Genomic DNA, 15,511 nt, shown 5'->3' with positions numbered 1-15,511 from the left:
TCAATGGAACAAGCGTCCACAAACCCATTGCTGCGTTTGTATTATCGTCATACTATGGTACATACATTCATAAATGTATGTAAATCTAACCCCTGCAATTTCACCGACCTATGGCACGAAAAACCAAAGAACAAGCGCAAGCTACGCGTCAGCACATACTGGATGTTGCCCTACGGTTGTTCTCACAGCAGGGGGTATCATCTACTTCACTTGCCGAGATTGCAAAAGCGGCTGGGGTGACGCGTGGGGCAATCTACTGGCACTTTAAGGATAAGTCGGATCTGTTTAACGAAATCTGGGCGTTATCAGAATCCAGCATCAGCGATCTTGAGATTGAGTATCGGGCAAAATTCCCGGGGGATCCACTCTCAGTATTGAGGGAAATCCTGGTTTACATTCTCGAAGCTACCGTGCTCGAAGAGCGCCGACGTCTGATGATGGAAATCATTTTTCACAAATGTGAGTTTGTCGGTGAAATGGCCGTAGTGCAACAGGCACAGCGTAATTTATGTTTGGAAAGTTACGATCGCATTGAACAGACGTTAAATGAATGTGTGGCAGCCAACGTCTTACCGGCTAATTTGCTCAGTCGCCGCGCGGCTATTCTCACCCGCAGCTATATTTCCGGGCTGATGGAAAACTGGCTGTTTGCCCCAACTTCGTTCGACCTACGGGCAGAGGCGCAGGCTTATGTCGCCATCCTGCTCGAGATGTACCAATTTTGCCCGACGCTGCGCGGCGAGACGCCGGCCTGAACCTTCCTTAATTACCAGGAATAATCCTGGATTCTGCGACTTTTCGCCTGTAGCCAGAAGTGCTATTCTGCGCGGGCATTTATCCCCGGTTTTTCACCGGCTTTAGCAACCACTCATGTTAAAATTATGCTGCATAATATCCGCCCTCGGGCCACGATTTCCGCATTTTTCATTATTATTGTCTGCTTTCTTTTCTCGTTAGCCACGGCGCAGGCGCGCGCGCTCAACGGTAGCGATATTCCTGACCGCGCCGATGTCCAGGATCAGCTATCGGCGTTGAATAACAAGAAAGACCTGACGCCGCAGGAAAAACTGGTTCAGCAGGACCTCACGGAGACTCTGCAGCTGCTGGATAAAATCGACAACGTGAAGGCGGAAACCGCGGCGCTGCAAAAACAGGTGGATCAAGCTCCGCTCAAGCTGCGTCAGGCCACCGATAATCTCAATGCGCTGAGCGACGTTGATAGTGATGAAGAAACGCGAAAAACGTTGAGCACGCTGTCCTTGCGCCAGCTGGAAGCTCGCGTCTCGCAGGCCGTTGACGATTTGCAAAATGCGCAAAACGACCTTGCCACTTACAACAGCCAGCTGGTTTCGCTGCAAACCCAGCCAGAGCGCGTACAGAACGCCATGAACTCAGCCTCGCAGCAACTGCTGCAGGTGCGAAACAGCCTGAACGCGAACACCGTCGGGGACGGGCTGCGGCCGACCCAGCAGACGATGCTACAGGTGCAGAAAACGCTGCTCGACGCCGAAATTGAGCTACAGCGTAAAAGCCTCGCCAGCAATACCTCTTTGCAGGATACCCTGCAAAAACAACGTGACTACGTGACCGCTTACAGCACGCGTCTGGAGCACCAGCTTCAACTGCTGCAGGAAGCGGTGAACAGCAAGCGCCTGACGCTGACGGAAAAAACCGCCGCTGAAAACGCCTCGCCGGAAGAGACCGCCCGCATTCAGGGCAATCCGCTGGTGAAGCAGGAGCTGGAAGTTAACCATCAGTTAAGCCAGAAGTTGATTACCGCCACCGAAAGCGGCAACCAACTGGTGCAACAGAACATCAAGGTGAAAACCTGGCTCGACCGCGCGCTGCAATCTGAACGTAACGTAAAAGAGCAGATTGCCGTCCTGAAGGGAAGCCTGCTGCTGTCGCGTATTCTTTATCAACAGCAGCAGACGCTGCCGTCGGCGGATGAACTGGAGGATATGACCACCCGCATCGCCGACCTGCGACTCGAACAGTTTGAGATTAACCAGCAGCGTGATGCCCTGTTCCAGAGCGATGAATTCGTCGCCAAACTGGAGGAAGGGCATAGCAGCGAAGTGGATAGCGAAGTGCACGACGCGCTGCTGCAAATTGTCGATGCGCGCCGCGAAATGCTGGATCTGATCAACAAACAGCTGGGCACCCAGTTGATGATGGCCATCAACCTGCAAATCAATCAGCAGCAGTTGATGAGCGTGTCAAAAAGCCTGAAATCTATTCTGACGCAGCAAATTTTCTGGGTTAACAGCAATAAACCGATGGACTGGGACTGGATTAAGTCCTTCCCGGAAGCGCTGAAAGACCAGTTTAAGTCGATGAAAATCACCGTAAACTGGGAGAAAGCGTGGCCCGCCGTGTTTGTCGCCTTCCTTGCCGGGCTTCCGCTGCTGCTGATTGCCGGGCTGATTCGCTGGCGGCTACAGTGGTTGCGCAGCTATCAGGACAAGCTCGGCGATCAGGTGGGTAATCTTCGTAACGACAGCCAACTGCATACGCCGAAGGCTATCCTCATCGATCTCATTCGCGCGCTGCCGGTGGTGCTGATCATTCTGGCGATTGGCCTGATTTTGCTCACCATGCAACTCAACATCAGCGCGCTGCTGTGGGCATTCAGTAAAAAGCTGGCGATTTTCTGGCTGGTGTTTGGCTTGTGCTGGAAGGTGCTGGAGAAAAACGGCGTTGCCGTACGCCACTTCAATATGCCGGAACAGCTGACCAGCCACTGGCGTCGGCAGATTGTGCGCATCAGCCTGGCGCTGCTGCCGCTGCACTTCTGGTCGGTGGTGTCCGAGCTTTCGCCGCTGAACCTGATGGACGACGTGCTGGGGCAGTTCGTGATTTTCCTTAACCTGCTGGTGATTGCGACGCTGATGTGGCCAATGTGCCGCGAAAGCTGGCGCGATAAAGAATCACACAGCCTGCGCCTGATCACCATGACCGTGCTGGCGTTGGTGCCGGTCGGCCTGATGGTGCTTACCGCCACCGGTTATTTCTACACCACGCTGCGCCTCTCTGGCCGCTGGATTGAAACCGTTTATCTGGTGATCTTCTGGAACCTGCTCTACCAGACCGTGCTTCGCGGCCTGAGCGTCGCGGCGCGACGCATCGCATACCGTCGTGCGGTCGCGCGTCGGCAGAATATGGTGAAAGAGGGGGCCGAAGGCGCCGAACCGCAGGAAGAACCGGCGATCGCGCTGGAGCAGATCAACCAGCAGACGCTGCGTATTACCATGCTGGTGATGATTGCGCTGTTTGGCGTGATGTTCTGGGCTATCTGGTCAGACTTAATTACCGTCTTTAGCTATCTGGACAGCATCACCCTGTGGCATTACAACGGCACCGAAGCCGGGGCGAGCGTGGTGAAAAGCGTCACCATGGGCAGCCTGCTGTTCGCCATTATCGCCTCGATGGTGGCGTGGGCGCTGATCCGTAACTTACCTGGTCTGCTGGAAGTGCTGGTGCTTTCGCGGCTGAACATGCGTCAGGGGGCCTCCTACGCCATCACCACGATTCTGAACTACGTGATTATCGCCGTCGGGGCGATGACCGTGTTCGGCTCGCTGGGCGTGTCGTGGGATAAACTGCAGTGGCTGGCCGCCGCGCTGTCGGTAGGTCTTGGTTTTGGTTTGCAGGAGATTTTCGGTAACTTCGTCTCCGGCCTGATTATTCTGTTTGAACGTCCGGTTCGCATTGGCGATACGGTGACGATCGGCACTTTCTCCGGGACGGTTAGCAAGATCCGCATCCGCGCGACGACCATTACTGATTTCGATCGCAAAGAGGTGATCATCCCGAACAAAGCGTTTGTCACCGAGCGTCTGATCAACTGGTCGCTCAGCGATACCATCACCCGCGTGGTGATCCGCCTTGGCGTGGCTTATGGATCGGATCTGACCAAAGTGAAAGAGGTGCTGCTGAAAGCGGCGATGGAGCATCCGAAGGTGATGCACGATCCGGAGCCGTCGGTCTTCTTTACCGCTTTTGGTGCCAGCACGCTGGATCACGAACTGCGTCTGTACGTGCGTGAACTGCGCGACCGCAGCTACACCGTCGATGAACTGAACCGCACCATCGACCGTCTGTGTCGCGAAAACGACATCAATATCGCCTTCAACCAGTTGGAAGTGCATCTGCACAATGAGAAGGGCGATGAAGTGACGGAAGTGAAGCGCGACAGTAAAAATGACGGCAAGGATATGATTGCCGATTGAGAGCAGAAGGGGCGACACGGGTCGCCCTTTTTTATTCTGTGGTGGTAGCCAGGTCTTCGGCGCTTAAACCGGTTAGCTGGGTAATCAGCGTGATGGATAGTCCTGCGTTTAACATATTGTGGGCAATTTTGAACGCTTCCTCCCGACGGCCCATGGCTTCGCCTTGTTTACGTCCTTTTTCGGCAAGCCATTCCGCAATCGTCATCAGCTGTTCCTCGTGCTGTGGCGAATATTCTCCCAGTGTCGACATGAGCTTCTCCTTTTGCTGTGAGCGGCCTGACTGCAGCATAAAACTAATCAGCGCCTTTAACTGTGGTGCGGTTAACCAATTTTCAACCAGTAGCGCGCCCAGTTGCTCCTGTAAGGTAGCCAGATCGCGCTGGCGAATATGTTTTAACAGTAATTCCAGCATCGCCATCCTGCGGTGGGTCATAATTTCGCTATCCGGTACGACGGTTATATCAATCAGCGGGAAATCCTGCGTGTACAAACGGGTTGCTATCTCGGGATCGGCAAATAGCGCAAGCCAGTTCAGATGAAACGGCCATGGGCTGGTGCTGCCGTGATAAAAGAGCATGGGGATAACCAGCGGTAGGGTATCGTGACCCGCGTCGAGATGCTGCTGCATGGCGGCGATGGCATAGCGCATCAGGCGAAAGGGCATCAGCTTATCCGTTGTGCTCTGGTGTTCGATCAGCACATAGATATAGCCGGGGCCGTCACAGGTCTGCAGCGAGTAGAGAATATCAGAATGACTGGCACGCAGGCTCTCCTCCACGAAGCTGCTGGAGGTCAACCGTAGCGTCGCCAGATTACAGCGCGATAAAAGCGCCTGGGGAAGATGCACCTGTAAAAAATCGAGCGCTATCGCTTTGTGGCGTAAGAGCTGTTTAAAAATTGCGTCATGCGGTGTTGTTGAAAAGATATCCATGATGTTCCGTCATCGCATTGCCCGTCGATGGCGAGAAATCTGCCACAGACGATGACGGAATCGCAGCTGCCCGATCGCCGTTTTACGAGGCGTCTTCCGCGTTTTTTAACTTGTTGAGGTAATCTTTGCGCACCATCTCCAGCGCGCTTAGCACAATTTCCGGGGCAATTTGGTTGCTCTCCAGCAGTTCTATTAAATCGACCGCCAGCTTGACGTCATCGGGCGCGTTTTCCAGCGACATACTTTCTCCTTTAGCGCGTGATGCGCGCCAGCACTCGTTCTATTTCTTCCAGCGCCTGACGGCAGCGGGCAAGGCGACCGTCAAAGGCGGTAATTTCGCGGGCCAGACGCTGTTGATCGTCGAGCGTGGTCGCCTGCTGATACTGCTGCTGGCGCTGCTGCTTCATCTCCAGCAGACGACGCTCAAACTCCTGTGTTTCCAGCCGCTTACGCTGCCAGCGACGTAACCCCGGCGAGGCGCTGTCCCACACACGCAGCGACCAGGCTTCGCTTTCCCGATTGATGGCTTCAATTTGCGCCGCAAGACGTTCAGCAAGCCAGGCAACCTGTGGTAGCTGTTGCTGCTCGACGGCGTGCTTTAACTCCTGAAAATGGGCGTTCGCCTCATCAAGATAGGCCTGCATTTGGGTGCTGCGCGTCTGGAACAACTGACGGTCAAAGCGGGCGCTCAGCGTGGCGTGCGCGGAAAGCGGCGCGATACGCGCCTGCAGACGCGCAAGCTGTTGTTCCAGCGTTTGTAAAAGCAGGGCCGTTTTCACCGGATTCTCCGTTTTCTTGTTATCGGCTATGCTACAGTAGCATGCTCATTTGATAACGATTCGCATTATGCAGCGTACTATTCTAATCATTATTGGCTGGCTGGCGGTAGCCCTCGGCACAATCGGCGTTGTGCTGCCGCTGTTGCCCACCACGCCTTTTATTCTGCTGGCCGCCTGGTGCTTTGCCCGCTCGTCGCCGCGTTTTCATAACTGGCTGCTGTATCGCTCCTGGTTTGGCGGCTATCTGCGCCACTGGCAGCGTTACAAAGCTATGCCGCCGGGCGCGAAGCCGCGCGCCATCGCGGTGATTTTGTTGACTTTTGCTGTTTCGCTGTGGCTGGTCAATTTGCTGTGGGTTCGGCTACTGCTGTTGGCAATCCTCTGCGGATTGTTGATTTTTTTATGGCGAATTCCCGTCGTTGATGCAGAGCAACAAAAGCCGTGAACCGCATTAATGGTGTTGCAATTCTGCGAGCTTGCCAGTAAATTCTGGCGTTTTCGAGCACAGGCGCGCCTGGTTAAAAGTTAATCAAATGTAACTTTTAGCCCATTTTGCTCGCCTTGAGTAACACTGTTTCAATCAGGCACAAACCTATGACCGCAACTGCACAGCAGCTTGAATATCTGAAGAACAGCATCCAGAGCATCCAGGATTATCCGAAACCTGGCATTCTTTTCCGCGATGTCACCAGCTTACTGGAAGACCCGAAAGCCTACGCGCTCAGCATTGAACTGCTGGTCGAGAAGTACAAAGACGCCGGTATCACCAAAGTCGTGGGTACCGAAGCGCGTGGTTTCCTGTTTGGCGCGCCGGTCGCGCTGGCAATGGGCGTAGGTTTTGTCCCGGTGCGTAAACCGCGCAAGCTGCCGCGTGAAACCATCGCCGAAAGCTACGAGCTGGAGTACGGCACCGATCAGCTGGAAATCCACGTTGACGCGATCAAACCGGGCGACAAAGTGCTGGTGGTCGACGATCTGCTGGCAACCGGCGGGACCATTGAAGCGACGGTGAAACTGATCCGTCGTCTGGGTGGCGAAGTGCACGATGCGGCCTTCATCATCAACCTGTTCGATCTGGGCGGCGAACAGCGCCTGGAAAAACAGGGCATCACCAGCTACAGCCTGGTGAATTTCCCGGGGCACTAAGCATTTCCCGATACATAGCCTCGCCGATCCGGCGGGGCTGTGGTAGCATTATCCCTTCGTGAATCCACCTTCCAGCGTTTCAGAGCCTGCCAATGAGTTATCAGGTCTTAGCCCGAAAATGGCGCCCACAAACCTTTGCTGACGTCGTCGGCCAGGAACATGTGCTGACCGCACTGGCGAACGGCTTATCGTTAGGGCGCATTCATCACGCATATCTCTTTTCCGGCACCCGTGGCGTCGGGAAAACCTCTATCGCCCGCTTACTGGCGAAGGGGCTGAACTGCGAAACCGGCATTACCGCCACGCCTTGCGGCGTGTGTGATAACTGCCGCGAAATTGAGCAGGGGCGTTTCGTCGATTTAATTGAGATCGACGCCGCCTCGCGAACCAAAGTCGAAGATACCCGCGACCTGCTGGATAACGTCCAGTACGCGCCTGCGCGCGGGCGCTTTAAGGTCTATCTGATCGACGAAGTGCACATGCTCTCCCGCCATAGCTTCAACGCGCTGTTGAAGACGCTGGAGGAGCCGCCTGGGCACGTCAAATTCCTGCTGGCGACCACCGATCCGCAAAAACTGCCGGTGACGATTCTGTCACGCTGCCTTCAGTTCCATCTCAAGGCACTGGACGTTGAGCAGATTCGCCATCAGCTTGAGCATATCCTCGACGAAGAGCATATCGTCCACGAGCCTCGCGCCCTGCAGCTGCTGGCGCGTGCGGCGGACGGTAGCCTGCGCGATGCGTTAAGCCTCACCGATCAGGCGATTGCCAGCGGCGAAGGTCAGCTGACGACCGTCTCCGTCAGCGAAATGCTTGGCACGCTGGATGACGATCAGGCGCTGTCGCTGATTGAAGCGCTGGTGGCCGCGAATGGCGAGCGGACGATGGAACTGGTTAACGATGCCGCGCTGCGCGGCGTCGACTGGGAGGCGCTGCTGGTTGAAATGCAGAGTCTGCTGCACCGGATTGCCATGGTTCAGCTGTCGCCTGCGGCGCTGGGCAGCGATATGGCGGCGATTGAACAACGGATGCGCAACCTTGCGCGTACCGTGCCGCCCACCGATGTGCAGTTGTACTATCAAACGCTGCTGATTGGCCGCAAAGAGTTGCCGTTCGCGCCGGATCGCCGCATGGGCATTGAAATGACGCTGCTGCGCGCATTGGCATTTCATCCGAATGCGCCGCTGAAGGAGCCGGAAAGGCCGCAGCAGACGTTTGCGCCGGCCTATGCCCCGGTGACGCAACAGCCTGCGCCCATGCCTTCTGCCGCGCCGATGACGCCGCCGCCAGCGGCCGCGCCGCTGCCAGAGTCCACCCATCAGGTGCTGGCCGCGCGACGTCAGTTGCAGCAAAGCAGTCAGGGAGCAACCACCCCAAAAAAGAGTGAACCGGCAGCCGCTTCCCGCGCGCGGCCGGTGAATAACGCTGCGCTGGAAAGACTGGCTTCGGTGTCCGAACGCGTTCAGGCGCGCCCGGCGCCGTCCGCGTTGACCCAACCGGCGGTGAAAAAAGAGGCTTATCGCTGGAAAGCGACCACGCCGGTTGAAGAAGTCAAAAAAGAAGAAGTCGCCACGCCAAAAGCGTTGAAGAAAGCGCTGGAGCATGAAAAAACGCCGGAACTGTCGGCGAAGCTGGCGGCGGAATCATTAGAGCGCGACCCGTGGGCGGCAGAAGTCAGCCAGATGGCGCTGCCGAAGCTGGTCGAGCAGGTGGCGCTCAACGCGTGGAAAGAGCAGGACGGCAGTACGGTGTGCCTGCATCTGCGCCCGACGCAGCGGCATCTTAATTCCCCCGGTGCGAAGCAGAAGCTGGCTGAGGCGATGAGCAGTTTATACGGCGCGCCTGTTGAATTGACCATCGTGGAAGATGATAATCCGGCGGTGCGTACGCCGCTGGAGTGGCGACAGGCCATTTATGAAGAGAAACTCGCGCAGGCGCGCGAGTCGATCATCGCGGATAATAACATTCAGACCCTGCGCCGGTTCTTCGACGCGGACCTGGATGAAGAGAGTATTCGCCCCATTTGACCGCAAGCGCTGCTTACGGTCGTTATTCTTTAACGTGACCTACTGAGAGAGAAGCCTATGTTTGGTAAAGGCGGTCTGGGTAACCTGATGAAACAGGCCCAGCAGATGCAAGACAAAATGCAGAAAATGCAGGAAGAAATCGCCCAGCTGGAAGTCACCGGCGAATCTGGCGCAGGTCTGGTCAAAGTGACCATCAACGGCGCGCACAACTGCCGTCGCGTTGAAATCGACCCTAGCCTGCTGGAAGACGACAAAGAGATGCTGGAAGACCTGGTCGCTGCGGCGTTCAACGATGCGGCGCGCCGTATTGATGAAACCCAGAAAGAGAAAATGGCCTCTGTATCCTCCGGTATGCAGCTGCCGCCAGGCTTCAAGATGCCGTTCTGATGCAAACCAGTCCGCTGTTAACTCAGCTGATGGAAGCGCTGCGCTGCCTGCCGGGCGTTGGCCCGAAGTCGGCGCAGCGCATGGCGTTTACCCTGCTGCAGCGTGACCGCAGCGGCGGGATGCGTCTGGCGCAAGCGTTAACCCGCGCGATGTCGGAAATCGGCCACTGCGCCGATTGCCGCACCTTCACCGAGCAGGAGGTGTGCAACATTTGTGCGAACCCGCGTCGCCAGGAAAACGGCCAGATCTGCGTGGTGGAGAGTCCGGCGGACATCTACGCCATTGAGCAGACCGGGCAGTTCTCCGGCCGCTACTTCGTGCTGATGGGGCATCTGTCGCCGCTCGATGGTATCGGCCCGGATGATATTGGTCTTGACCGCCTTGAGCAGCGTCTGGAAACGGAGCAGCTCACGGAGATTATCCTCGCCACCAACCCGACGGTGGAAGGGGAAGCCACGGCCAACTATATCGCTGAGCTGTGCGCGCAATATGGCGTTGAAGCCAGCCGTATCGCCCACGGCGTTCCGGTAGGCGGCGAGCTGGAGATGGTCGATGGCACCACGCTGTCGCACTCGCTGGCCGGTCGTCATAAGATTCGTTTTTAATCAAACGAGAGCAGGATTTTCTGCTCTCGCTTGAAATCCTCACCACCCATCCCCATTTTCCTCTCATCGCTTTTTTTACCTTGTAATCACCATTGAGGTATTTTGCAATGAAAGGACAAGAAACACGTGGCTTTCAGTCAGAAGTAAAACAGCTTCTGCACCTGATGATCCATTCTCTGTATTCCAATAAAGAAATCTTCCTGCGTGAGCTTATCTCTAACGCTTCAGATGCTGCTGACAAGCTGCGCTTCCGCGCGCTGTCCAACCCGGATCTGTATGAGGGCGATGGCGAGCTGCGCGTACGCGTCTCCTTCGATAAAGATAAGCGTACGTTGACCATTGCCGACAACGGTATTGGTATGAATCGTGACGAGGTGATCGATCATCTCGGGACGATCGCAAAATCCGGCACCAAAGCATTCCTAGAATCCATGGGTTCTGACCAGGCCAAAGACAGCCAGCTGATCGGTCAGTTCGGCGTCGGTTTCTATTCCGCGTTTATCGTGGCGGATAAAGTCACCGTGCGCACCCGTGCGGCGGGCGATAGCGCAGAGAACGGTGTGTTCTGGGAATCCGACGGCGCGGGCGAATACACCGTGGCCGACATCACCAAAGACGATCGCGGTACCGAAATTACCCTGCACCTGCGCGAAGGCGAGGACGAATTCCTCGACGACTGGCGCGTACGCTCGATCATCAGCAAATATTCCGACCATATCGCGCTGCCGGTAGAAATTGAGAAATCCGAAGAGAAAGACGGCGAAACCGTGGTTTCCTGGGAGAAAATCAACAAAGCGCAGGCGCTGTGGACGCGTAATAAAGCTGAGCTGAACGACGACGAATACAAAGCGTTCTACAAGCATATTGCCCACGACTTTACCGACCCGCTGACCTGGAGCCACAACCGCGTGGAAGGTAAGCAGGAGTACACCAGCCTGCTGTACATTCCGTCGCAGGCGCCGTGGGATATGTGGAACCGCGATCATAAACACGGTCTGAAGCTGTACGTGCAGCGCGTCTTTATCATGGACGACGCCGAGCAGTTTATGCCGAACTACCTGCGCTTCGTGCGCGGGCTGATAGACTCCAACGATCTGCCGCTGAACGTCTCCCGTGAAATTCTGCAGGACAGCAACGTCACCCGTAACCTGCGTAACGCACTGACCAAGCGCGTGCTGCAGATGCTGGATAAGCTGGCTAAAGACGACGCCGAGAAGTATCTGACCTTCTGGAAACAGTTTGGTCTGGTGCTGAAAGAAGGTCCGGCGGAAGACCATGCTAACCAGGAAGCGATCGCCAAACTGCTGCGCTTTGCGTCTACCCATACCGACACTTCCGAGCAGAACGTGTCGCTGGCCGACTACGTGTCGCGCATGAAAGAAGGGCAGGAGAAGATCTACTACATCACCGCCGACAGCTATGCCGCGGCGAAGAGCAGCCCGCATCTGGAACTGCTGCGTAAGAAAGGCATCGAAGTGCTGCTGCTTTCCGACCGCATCGATGAGTGGATGATGAACTACCTGACCGAGTTCGACGGCAAGCCGTTCCAGTCCGTTGCTAAAGCCGATGAGTCCATCGACAAGCTGGCGGATGAAGTGGACGAGAGCGCTAAAGAAGCAGAAAAAGCGCTGACCCCGTTCGTTGAACGCGTGAAAACCCTGCTGGGTGAGCGCGTGAAAGAGGTGCGTCTGACTCACCGTCTGACCGACACCCCGGCCATCGTCACCACCGACGCCGATGAAATGAGCACCCAGATGGCGAAGCTGTTTGCCGCTGCGGGCCAGGCCGCGCCGGAAGTGAAGTACATCTTTGAACTGAACCCGGACCACGTGCTGGTGAAACGCACCGCGGATACCCAGGACGAAGGGCAGTTTAAAGAGTGGGTTGAACTGTTGCTCGACCAGGCGCTGTTCGCCGAGCGCGGTACGCTGGACGATCCTAACCAGTTTATCCGCCGCATGAACCAACTGCTGGTGTCGTAAGACTTACCCTCACCCTAACCCTCTCCCTGAAAGGGAGGGGGGACTGGCCCGGCGCTGGTATTCTCCCTCTCCCAGTGGGAGAGGGGCGGGGTGAGGGCATCAAACTGCTCCGTACGCAAAATATCTGACCATTAACCGTTTCAGCCGTCCCGCCTTCCTTGAGCCATCGCCGTTCTGGTGGTATCTTTTAGCGCTTTTTAAAAAATATTGACAACCTTTGAGGGGATTTTCGCAATGCGTATCATTCTGCTTGGCGCACCTGGCGCGGGTAAAGGAACTCAGGCACAGTTCATCATGGAGAAATATGGCATTCCGCAAATTTCCACCGGTGATATGCTGCGCGCCGCTGTTAAATCCGGCAGCGAGCTGGGCAAACAGGCTAAAGACATCATGGACGCCGGCAAACTGGTTACTGACGAACTGGTTATCGCGCTGGTCAAAGAGCGTATCGCTCAGGAAGACTGCCGCAACGGTTTCCTGCTGGACGGCTTCCCGCGCACCATTCCGCAGGCTGACGCCATGAAAGAAGCGGGCATCAACGTTGACTACGTGCTGGAATTCGACGTACCGGACGAGCTGATCGTTGACCGTATCGTTGGCCGTCGCGTACACGCCGCTTCTGGCCGCGTTTACCACATCAAATTCAACCCGCCTAAGGTTGAAGGTAAAGATGACGTGACCGGCGAAGAGCTGACCACCCGTAAGGACGATCAGGAAGAGACCGTGCGTAAACGCCTGGTGGAATACCATCAGATGACCGCGCCGCTGATCGGCTACTACTCCAAAGAAGCGCAGGCGGGTAACACCAAATACGCGAAAGTTGACGGCACTCAGGCCGTGGCTGACGTACGCGCAGAGCTGGAAAAAATTCTCGGCTAATGTTGTGCCGCCATCCGATGCCGGATGGCGGCGTAAACGCCTTATCCGATCTATGCCGTTCTGTAGGCCGGATAAGCGCAGCGCCATCAGGCAAAAATTCTCGCTTTACCTCTCACAGCAATTAGTTTTTCTTCCTCGCTTTTCCGCTACAATTATCAACAATTTGAATCGATAAGAGGCGGTAATGCATCATAAGAAACCTGGTATCCTGCTGGTTAACCTCGGCACTCCCGATGCTCCCACGTCTGAAGCCATTAAACGCTATCTGAAGCAGTTCTTAAGCGATAAGCGCGTCGTGGATACGCCTCGCCTGCTTTGGTGGCCGTTGCTGCGCGGCGTCATTCTGCCGATCCGCGCGCCGAGAGTGGCGAAGCTATATGAATCGGTATGGATGGAAGAGGGCTCACCGCTGCTGGTCTACAGCCGTCGTCAGCAGCAGGCGCTGGCGGCACGTCTGCCGGATGTGCCGGTGGTGCTGGGCATGAGCTATGGCACGCCATCGCTGCAAAGCGCGGTGGATGAACTGCTGGCGCAGGGCGTTGACCAGCTCATCGTGTTGCCGCTCTATCCGCAGTATTCCTGTTCCACCGTGGCTGCGGTGTGGGATGAACTGGCACGCATTCTGGCAACCAAACGCGCGATTCCGGGCGTCTCGTTTATTCGTGATTACGCGACCGATCGCCACTATATTCAGGCGCTGGCGGCGAGCGCACGGGCGTCATTTGAGCGCCACGGCGAGCCCGATCTCCTGCTGCTTTCCTACCACGGTATTCCTCAGCGTTATGCTAATGAAGGCGACGATTACCCGCAGCGCTGTCGTGACACCACGCGTGAACTGGTCTCCGCGTTGGGTATTTCGCCTGATAAGGTGATGATGACCTTCCAGTCGCGCTTTGGCCGCGAACCGTGGCTCACGCCGTATACCGACGAAACGCTCAAGATGCTCGCGGAAAAGGGCGTGAAACATATTCAGGTGATGTGCCCAGGTTTCTCTGCCGACTGTCTTGAGACGCTGGAAGAGATTGCGGTGCAAAACCGCGAACTGTTCCTCGAGGCGGGCGGGCAGAAATATGAGTATATTCCGGCGCTCAATGACGATGCCGCGCATATCGAAATGATGGTGAATCTGACGGCGTCGTATCGCTAATCGCAAGCGGGCGGGGGAGTGTGCTACTATTCCCCGCTTGTTCCTAGTCATCCAGAAATCACCATGAAATTTCCCGGTAAACGCAAATCTAAACATTACTTCCCGGTGGACGCTCGCGATCCGCTGCTCCAGCAGATTCAACCTGAAAGTGAAACCAGTACCGCCTGGGTTGTCGGTATCGACCAGACGCTGGTGGATATTGAAGCCAAAGTCGACGATGCGTTTATTCAGCGCTATGGCCTGAGCGCCGGGCATTCGCTGGTGATTGAAGATGATGTCGCGGAAGCGCTATACCAGGAACTGGTACGCGAGAGCCTGATTACCCATCAGTTTGCCGGTGGCACCATCGGTAATACCATGCACAACTATTCGGTTCTGGCGGACGACCGTTCGGTACTGCTGGGCGTCATGTGCAGCAATATTGAAATTGGCGGCTATGCCTATCGTTACCTGTGTAATACCTCCAGCCGTACCGATCTTAACCATTTGCAGGGCGTCGATGGCCCGATTGGCCGCTGCTTTACGCTGATCAGCGAAAGCGGAGAGCGTACTTTTGCTATCAGCCCAGGACACATGAACAAACTGCGTCCGGAAAGCGTGCCGGAATCGGTGATTGCCGGCGCCTCTGCGCTGGTGCTTACCTCTTACCTGGTGCGCTGCAAGCCGGGCGAGCCGATGCCGGACGCCACGATGCAGGCCATCGCCTACGCGAAGAAACACAATGTGCCGGTGGTGCTGACGCTGGGCACCAAGTTTGTGATTGCCGATAGCCCGGAATGGTGGCAGAGCTTTATTAAAGAGCACGTGTCGATTCTGGCGATGAATGAAGAAGAAGCGGAAGCGCTGACCGGCTTGAGCGACCCGTTACAGGCGGCGGATAAAGCGCTGGATTGGGTGGACCTGGTGCTGTGTACCGCCGGGCCGACCGGGCTGTATATGGCGGGCTTCACCGAAAACGAAGCCAAGCGCAAAACTCAGCACCCGCTGCTGCCGGGGGCCATTGCCGAGTTTAACCAGTATGAATTCAGCCGTGCGGTGCGCTATAAAGACTGTCAGGATCCGCTGCGCATCTACTCGCACATTGCGCCGTTTATGGGTGGCCCTGAGAAGATCATGAATACCAACGGCGCAGGTGACGGCGCGCTGGCGGCGCTGCTGCACGACATTACCGCTAACGCTTACCATCGCAGCAACGTGCCGAATTCCAGTAAGCATCAGCATAACTGGCTGACCTACTCGTCGCTGGCGCAGGTGTGTAAGTATGCTAACCGCGTGAGTTATCAGGTGCTGAACCAGCATTCGCCGCGTTTGACGCGCGGCCTGCCGGAGAAAGAAGATAGCCTCGAAGAGGCGTACTGGGAGCGGTAATATTGTTATTCAGGCCTACGTAAACGCG

14 protein-coding genes, 1 pseudogene and 1 other annotated feature are annotated in these 15,511 nt (G+C 56.1%); of the genes and pseudogenes, 11 read left to right on the top strand and 4 right to left on the bottom strand.

Annotated elements, in window-relative coordinates:
• Positions 1-110: 110 nt before the first annotated feature.
• Together acrR and mscK are read left to right on the top strand one after the other, a co-directional pair.
• Complete coding sequence (acrR, locus tag GY169_RS17670) at positions 111-755, top strand: multidrug efflux transporter transcriptional repressor AcrR (RefSeq protein WP_167576468.1); 645 nt, start codon at positions 111-113, stop codon at positions 753-755.
• Between the two features lie 126 nt (positions 756-881).
• On the top strand, positions 882-4,232 hold the full coding sequence (gene mscK, locus GY169_RS17665) for a mechanosensitive channel MscK (RefSeq protein ID WP_163445954.1): 3,351 nt from the start codon (positions 882-884) through the stop codon (positions 4,230-4,232).
• 31 nt (positions 4,233-4,263) lie between these two features.
• Here mscK and GY169_RS17660 read toward each other — a convergent pair whose 3' ends face one another.
• From GY169_RS17660 to priC, 3 genes are all read right to left on the bottom strand, one after another.
• Positions 4,264-5,163 carry an Rpn family recombination-promoting nuclease/putative transposase gene (locus GY169_RS17660; RefSeq protein ID WP_167576467.1) on the bottom strand — a complete coding sequence of 300 codons (900 nt, stop codon included), beginning with the start codon at positions 5,161-5,163 and terminating at the stop codon, positions 4,264-4,266.
• Between the two features lie 82 nt (positions 5,164-5,245).
• On the bottom strand, positions 5,246-5,404 hold the full coding sequence (gene rsmS, locus GY169_RS17655; protein ID WP_167576466.1) for a pleiotropic regulatory protein RsmS: 159 nt from the start codon (positions 5,402-5,404) through the stop codon (positions 5,246-5,248).
• Between the two features lie 10 nt (positions 5,405-5,414).
• On the bottom strand, positions 5,415-5,942 hold the full coding sequence (gene priC, locus GY169_RS17650) for a primosomal replication protein N'' (protein WP_163445956.1): 528 nt from the start codon (positions 5,940-5,942) through the stop codon (positions 5,415-5,417).
• Positions 5,943-6,009: 67 nt separating this feature from the next.
• Between priC and GY169_RS17645 the strand changes: the two genes are divergently transcribed.
• From GY169_RS17645 to adk, 7 genes are all read left to right on the top strand, one after another.
• On the top strand, positions 6,010-6,387 hold the full coding sequence (locus GY169_RS17645) for a DUF454 family protein (protein WP_167576465.1): 378 nt from the start codon (positions 6,010-6,012) through the stop codon (positions 6,385-6,387).
• 149 nt (positions 6,388-6,536) lie between these two features.
• Complete coding sequence (apt, locus tag GY169_RS17640; RefSeq protein WP_052283817.1) at positions 6,537-7,088, top strand: adenine phosphoribosyltransferase; 552 nt, start codon at positions 6,537-6,539, stop codon at positions 7,086-7,088.
• A 92-nt stretch (positions 7,089-7,180) separates the two neighbouring features.
• Entirely contained in the window at positions 7,181-9,115 is a 1,935-nt protein-coding gene (dnaX, locus tag GY169_RS17635) for a DNA polymerase III subunit gamma/tau (RefSeq protein ID WP_167576464.1), read from the top strand.
• Positions 8,445-8,509 (top strand) — a sequence feature (DnaX frameshifting element). It overlaps the preceding gene by 65 nt.
• 57 nt (positions 9,116-9,172) lie before the next feature.
• Positions 9,173-9,502 (top strand): YbaB/EbfC family nucleoid-associated protein, encoded by a 330-nt coding sequence (locus tag GY169_RS17630; protein ID WP_064548013.1) that lies wholly within the window; start codon positions 9,173-9,175, stop codon positions 9,500-9,502.
• Positions 9,502-10,107 (top strand): recombination mediator RecR, encoded by a 606-nt coding sequence (recR, locus tag GY169_RS17625; RefSeq protein WP_064548015.1) that lies wholly within the window; start codon positions 9,502-9,504, stop codon positions 10,105-10,107. The genes GY169_RS17630 and recR overlap by 1 nt, the downstream gene beginning before the upstream one ends.
• Positions 10,108-10,214: 107 nt before the next feature.
• Positions 10,215-12,089 (top strand): molecular chaperone HtpG, encoded by a 1,875-nt coding sequence (gene htpG, locus GY169_RS17620; RefSeq protein ID WP_167576463.1) that lies wholly within the window; start codon positions 10,215-10,217, stop codon positions 12,087-12,089.
• 234 nt (positions 12,090-12,323) lie between these two features.
• Entirely contained in the window at positions 12,324-12,968 is a 645-nt protein-coding gene (gene adk, locus GY169_RS17615) for an adenylate kinase (RefSeq protein ID WP_014069168.1), read from the top strand.
• A gap of 19 nt (positions 12,969-12,987) precedes the next feature.
• Here the strand turns inward: adk and GY169_RS23645 are convergent.
• Positions 12,988-13,068, bottom strand: a pseudogene (locus GY169_RS23645) (hypothetical protein); the annotation flags it as partial.
• An 84-nt stretch (positions 13,069-13,152) separates the two neighbouring features.
• On the opposite strand from GY169_RS23645, the gene hemH reads away from it, so the two are divergent.
• Together hemH and GY169_RS17605 are read left to right on the top strand one after the other, a co-directional pair.
• On the top strand, positions 13,153-14,115 hold the full coding sequence (hemH, locus tag GY169_RS17610) for a ferrochelatase (RefSeq protein ID WP_167576462.1): 963 nt from the start codon (positions 13,153-13,155) through the stop codon (positions 14,113-14,115).
• Between the two features lie 63 nt (positions 14,116-14,178).
• On the top strand, positions 14,179-15,483 hold the full coding sequence (locus GY169_RS17605; protein WP_163445961.1) for an inosine/guanosine kinase: 1,305 nt from the start codon (positions 14,179-14,181) through the stop codon (positions 15,481-15,483).
• The last annotated feature ends 28 nt before the right edge of the window (positions 15,484-15,511 follow it).

Source organism: Kluyvera genomosp. 3, from assembly GCF_011765685.1.
GTDB lineage: Bacteria > Pseudomonadota > Gammaproteobacteria > Enterobacterales > Enterobacteriaceae > Kluyvera > Kluyvera georgiana_A.
Note: the sequence above shows the minus strand (reverse complement) of the source record. Positions and strands in the feature narration are given on the sequence as shown.

Excerpts from the sequence above, each read along its gene's own strand:
- hemH (WP_167576462.1), top strand. The coding sequence starts at position 13,153 with ATGCATCATAAGAAACCTGGTATCCTGCTGGTTAACCTCGGCACTCCC.
- recR (WP_064548015.1), top strand. The coding sequence starts at position 9,502 with ATGCAAACCAGTCCGCTGTTAACTCAGCTGATGGAAGCGCTGCGCTGC.
- dnaX (WP_167576464.1), top strand. The coding sequence starts at position 7,181 with ATGAGTTATCAGGTCTTAGCCCGAAAATGGCGCCCACAAACCTTTGCT.
- adk (WP_014069168.1), top strand. The coding sequence starts at position 12,324 with ATGCGTATCATTCTGCTTGGCGCACCTGGCGCGGGTAAAGGAACTCAG.
- GY169_RS17660 (WP_167576467.1), bottom strand. The coding sequence starts at position 5,163 with ATGGATATCTTTTCAACAACACCGCATGACGCAATTTTTAAACAGCTC.
- GY169_RS17645 (WP_167576465.1), top strand. The coding sequence starts at position 6,010 with ATGCAGCGTACTATTCTAATCATTATTGGCTGGCTGGCGGTAGCCCTC.
- apt (WP_052283817.1), top strand. The coding sequence starts at position 6,537 with ATGACCGCAACTGCACAGCAGCTTGAATATCTGAAGAACAGCATCCAG.
- GY169_RS17630 (WP_064548013.1), top strand. The coding sequence starts at position 9,173 with ATGTTTGGTAAAGGCGGTCTGGGTAACCTGATGAAACAGGCCCAGCAG.
- rsmS (WP_167576466.1), bottom strand. The coding sequence starts at position 5,404 with ATGTCGCTGGAAAACGCGCCCGATGACGTCAAGCTGGCGGTCGATTTA.
- GY169_RS17605 (WP_163445961.1), top strand. The coding sequence starts at position 14,179 with ATGAAATTTCCCGGTAAACGCAAATCTAAACATTACTTCCCGGTGGAC.
- htpG (WP_167576463.1), top strand. The coding sequence starts at position 10,215 with ATGAAAGGACAAGAAACACGTGGCTTTCAGTCAGAAGTAAAACAGCTT.
- acrR (WP_167576468.1), top strand. The coding sequence starts at position 111 with ATGGCACGAAAAACCAAAGAACAAGCGCAAGCTACGCGTCAGCACATA.
- mscK (WP_163445954.1), top strand. The coding sequence starts at position 882 with ATGCTGCATAATATCCGCCCTCGGGCCACGATTTCCGCATTTTTCATT.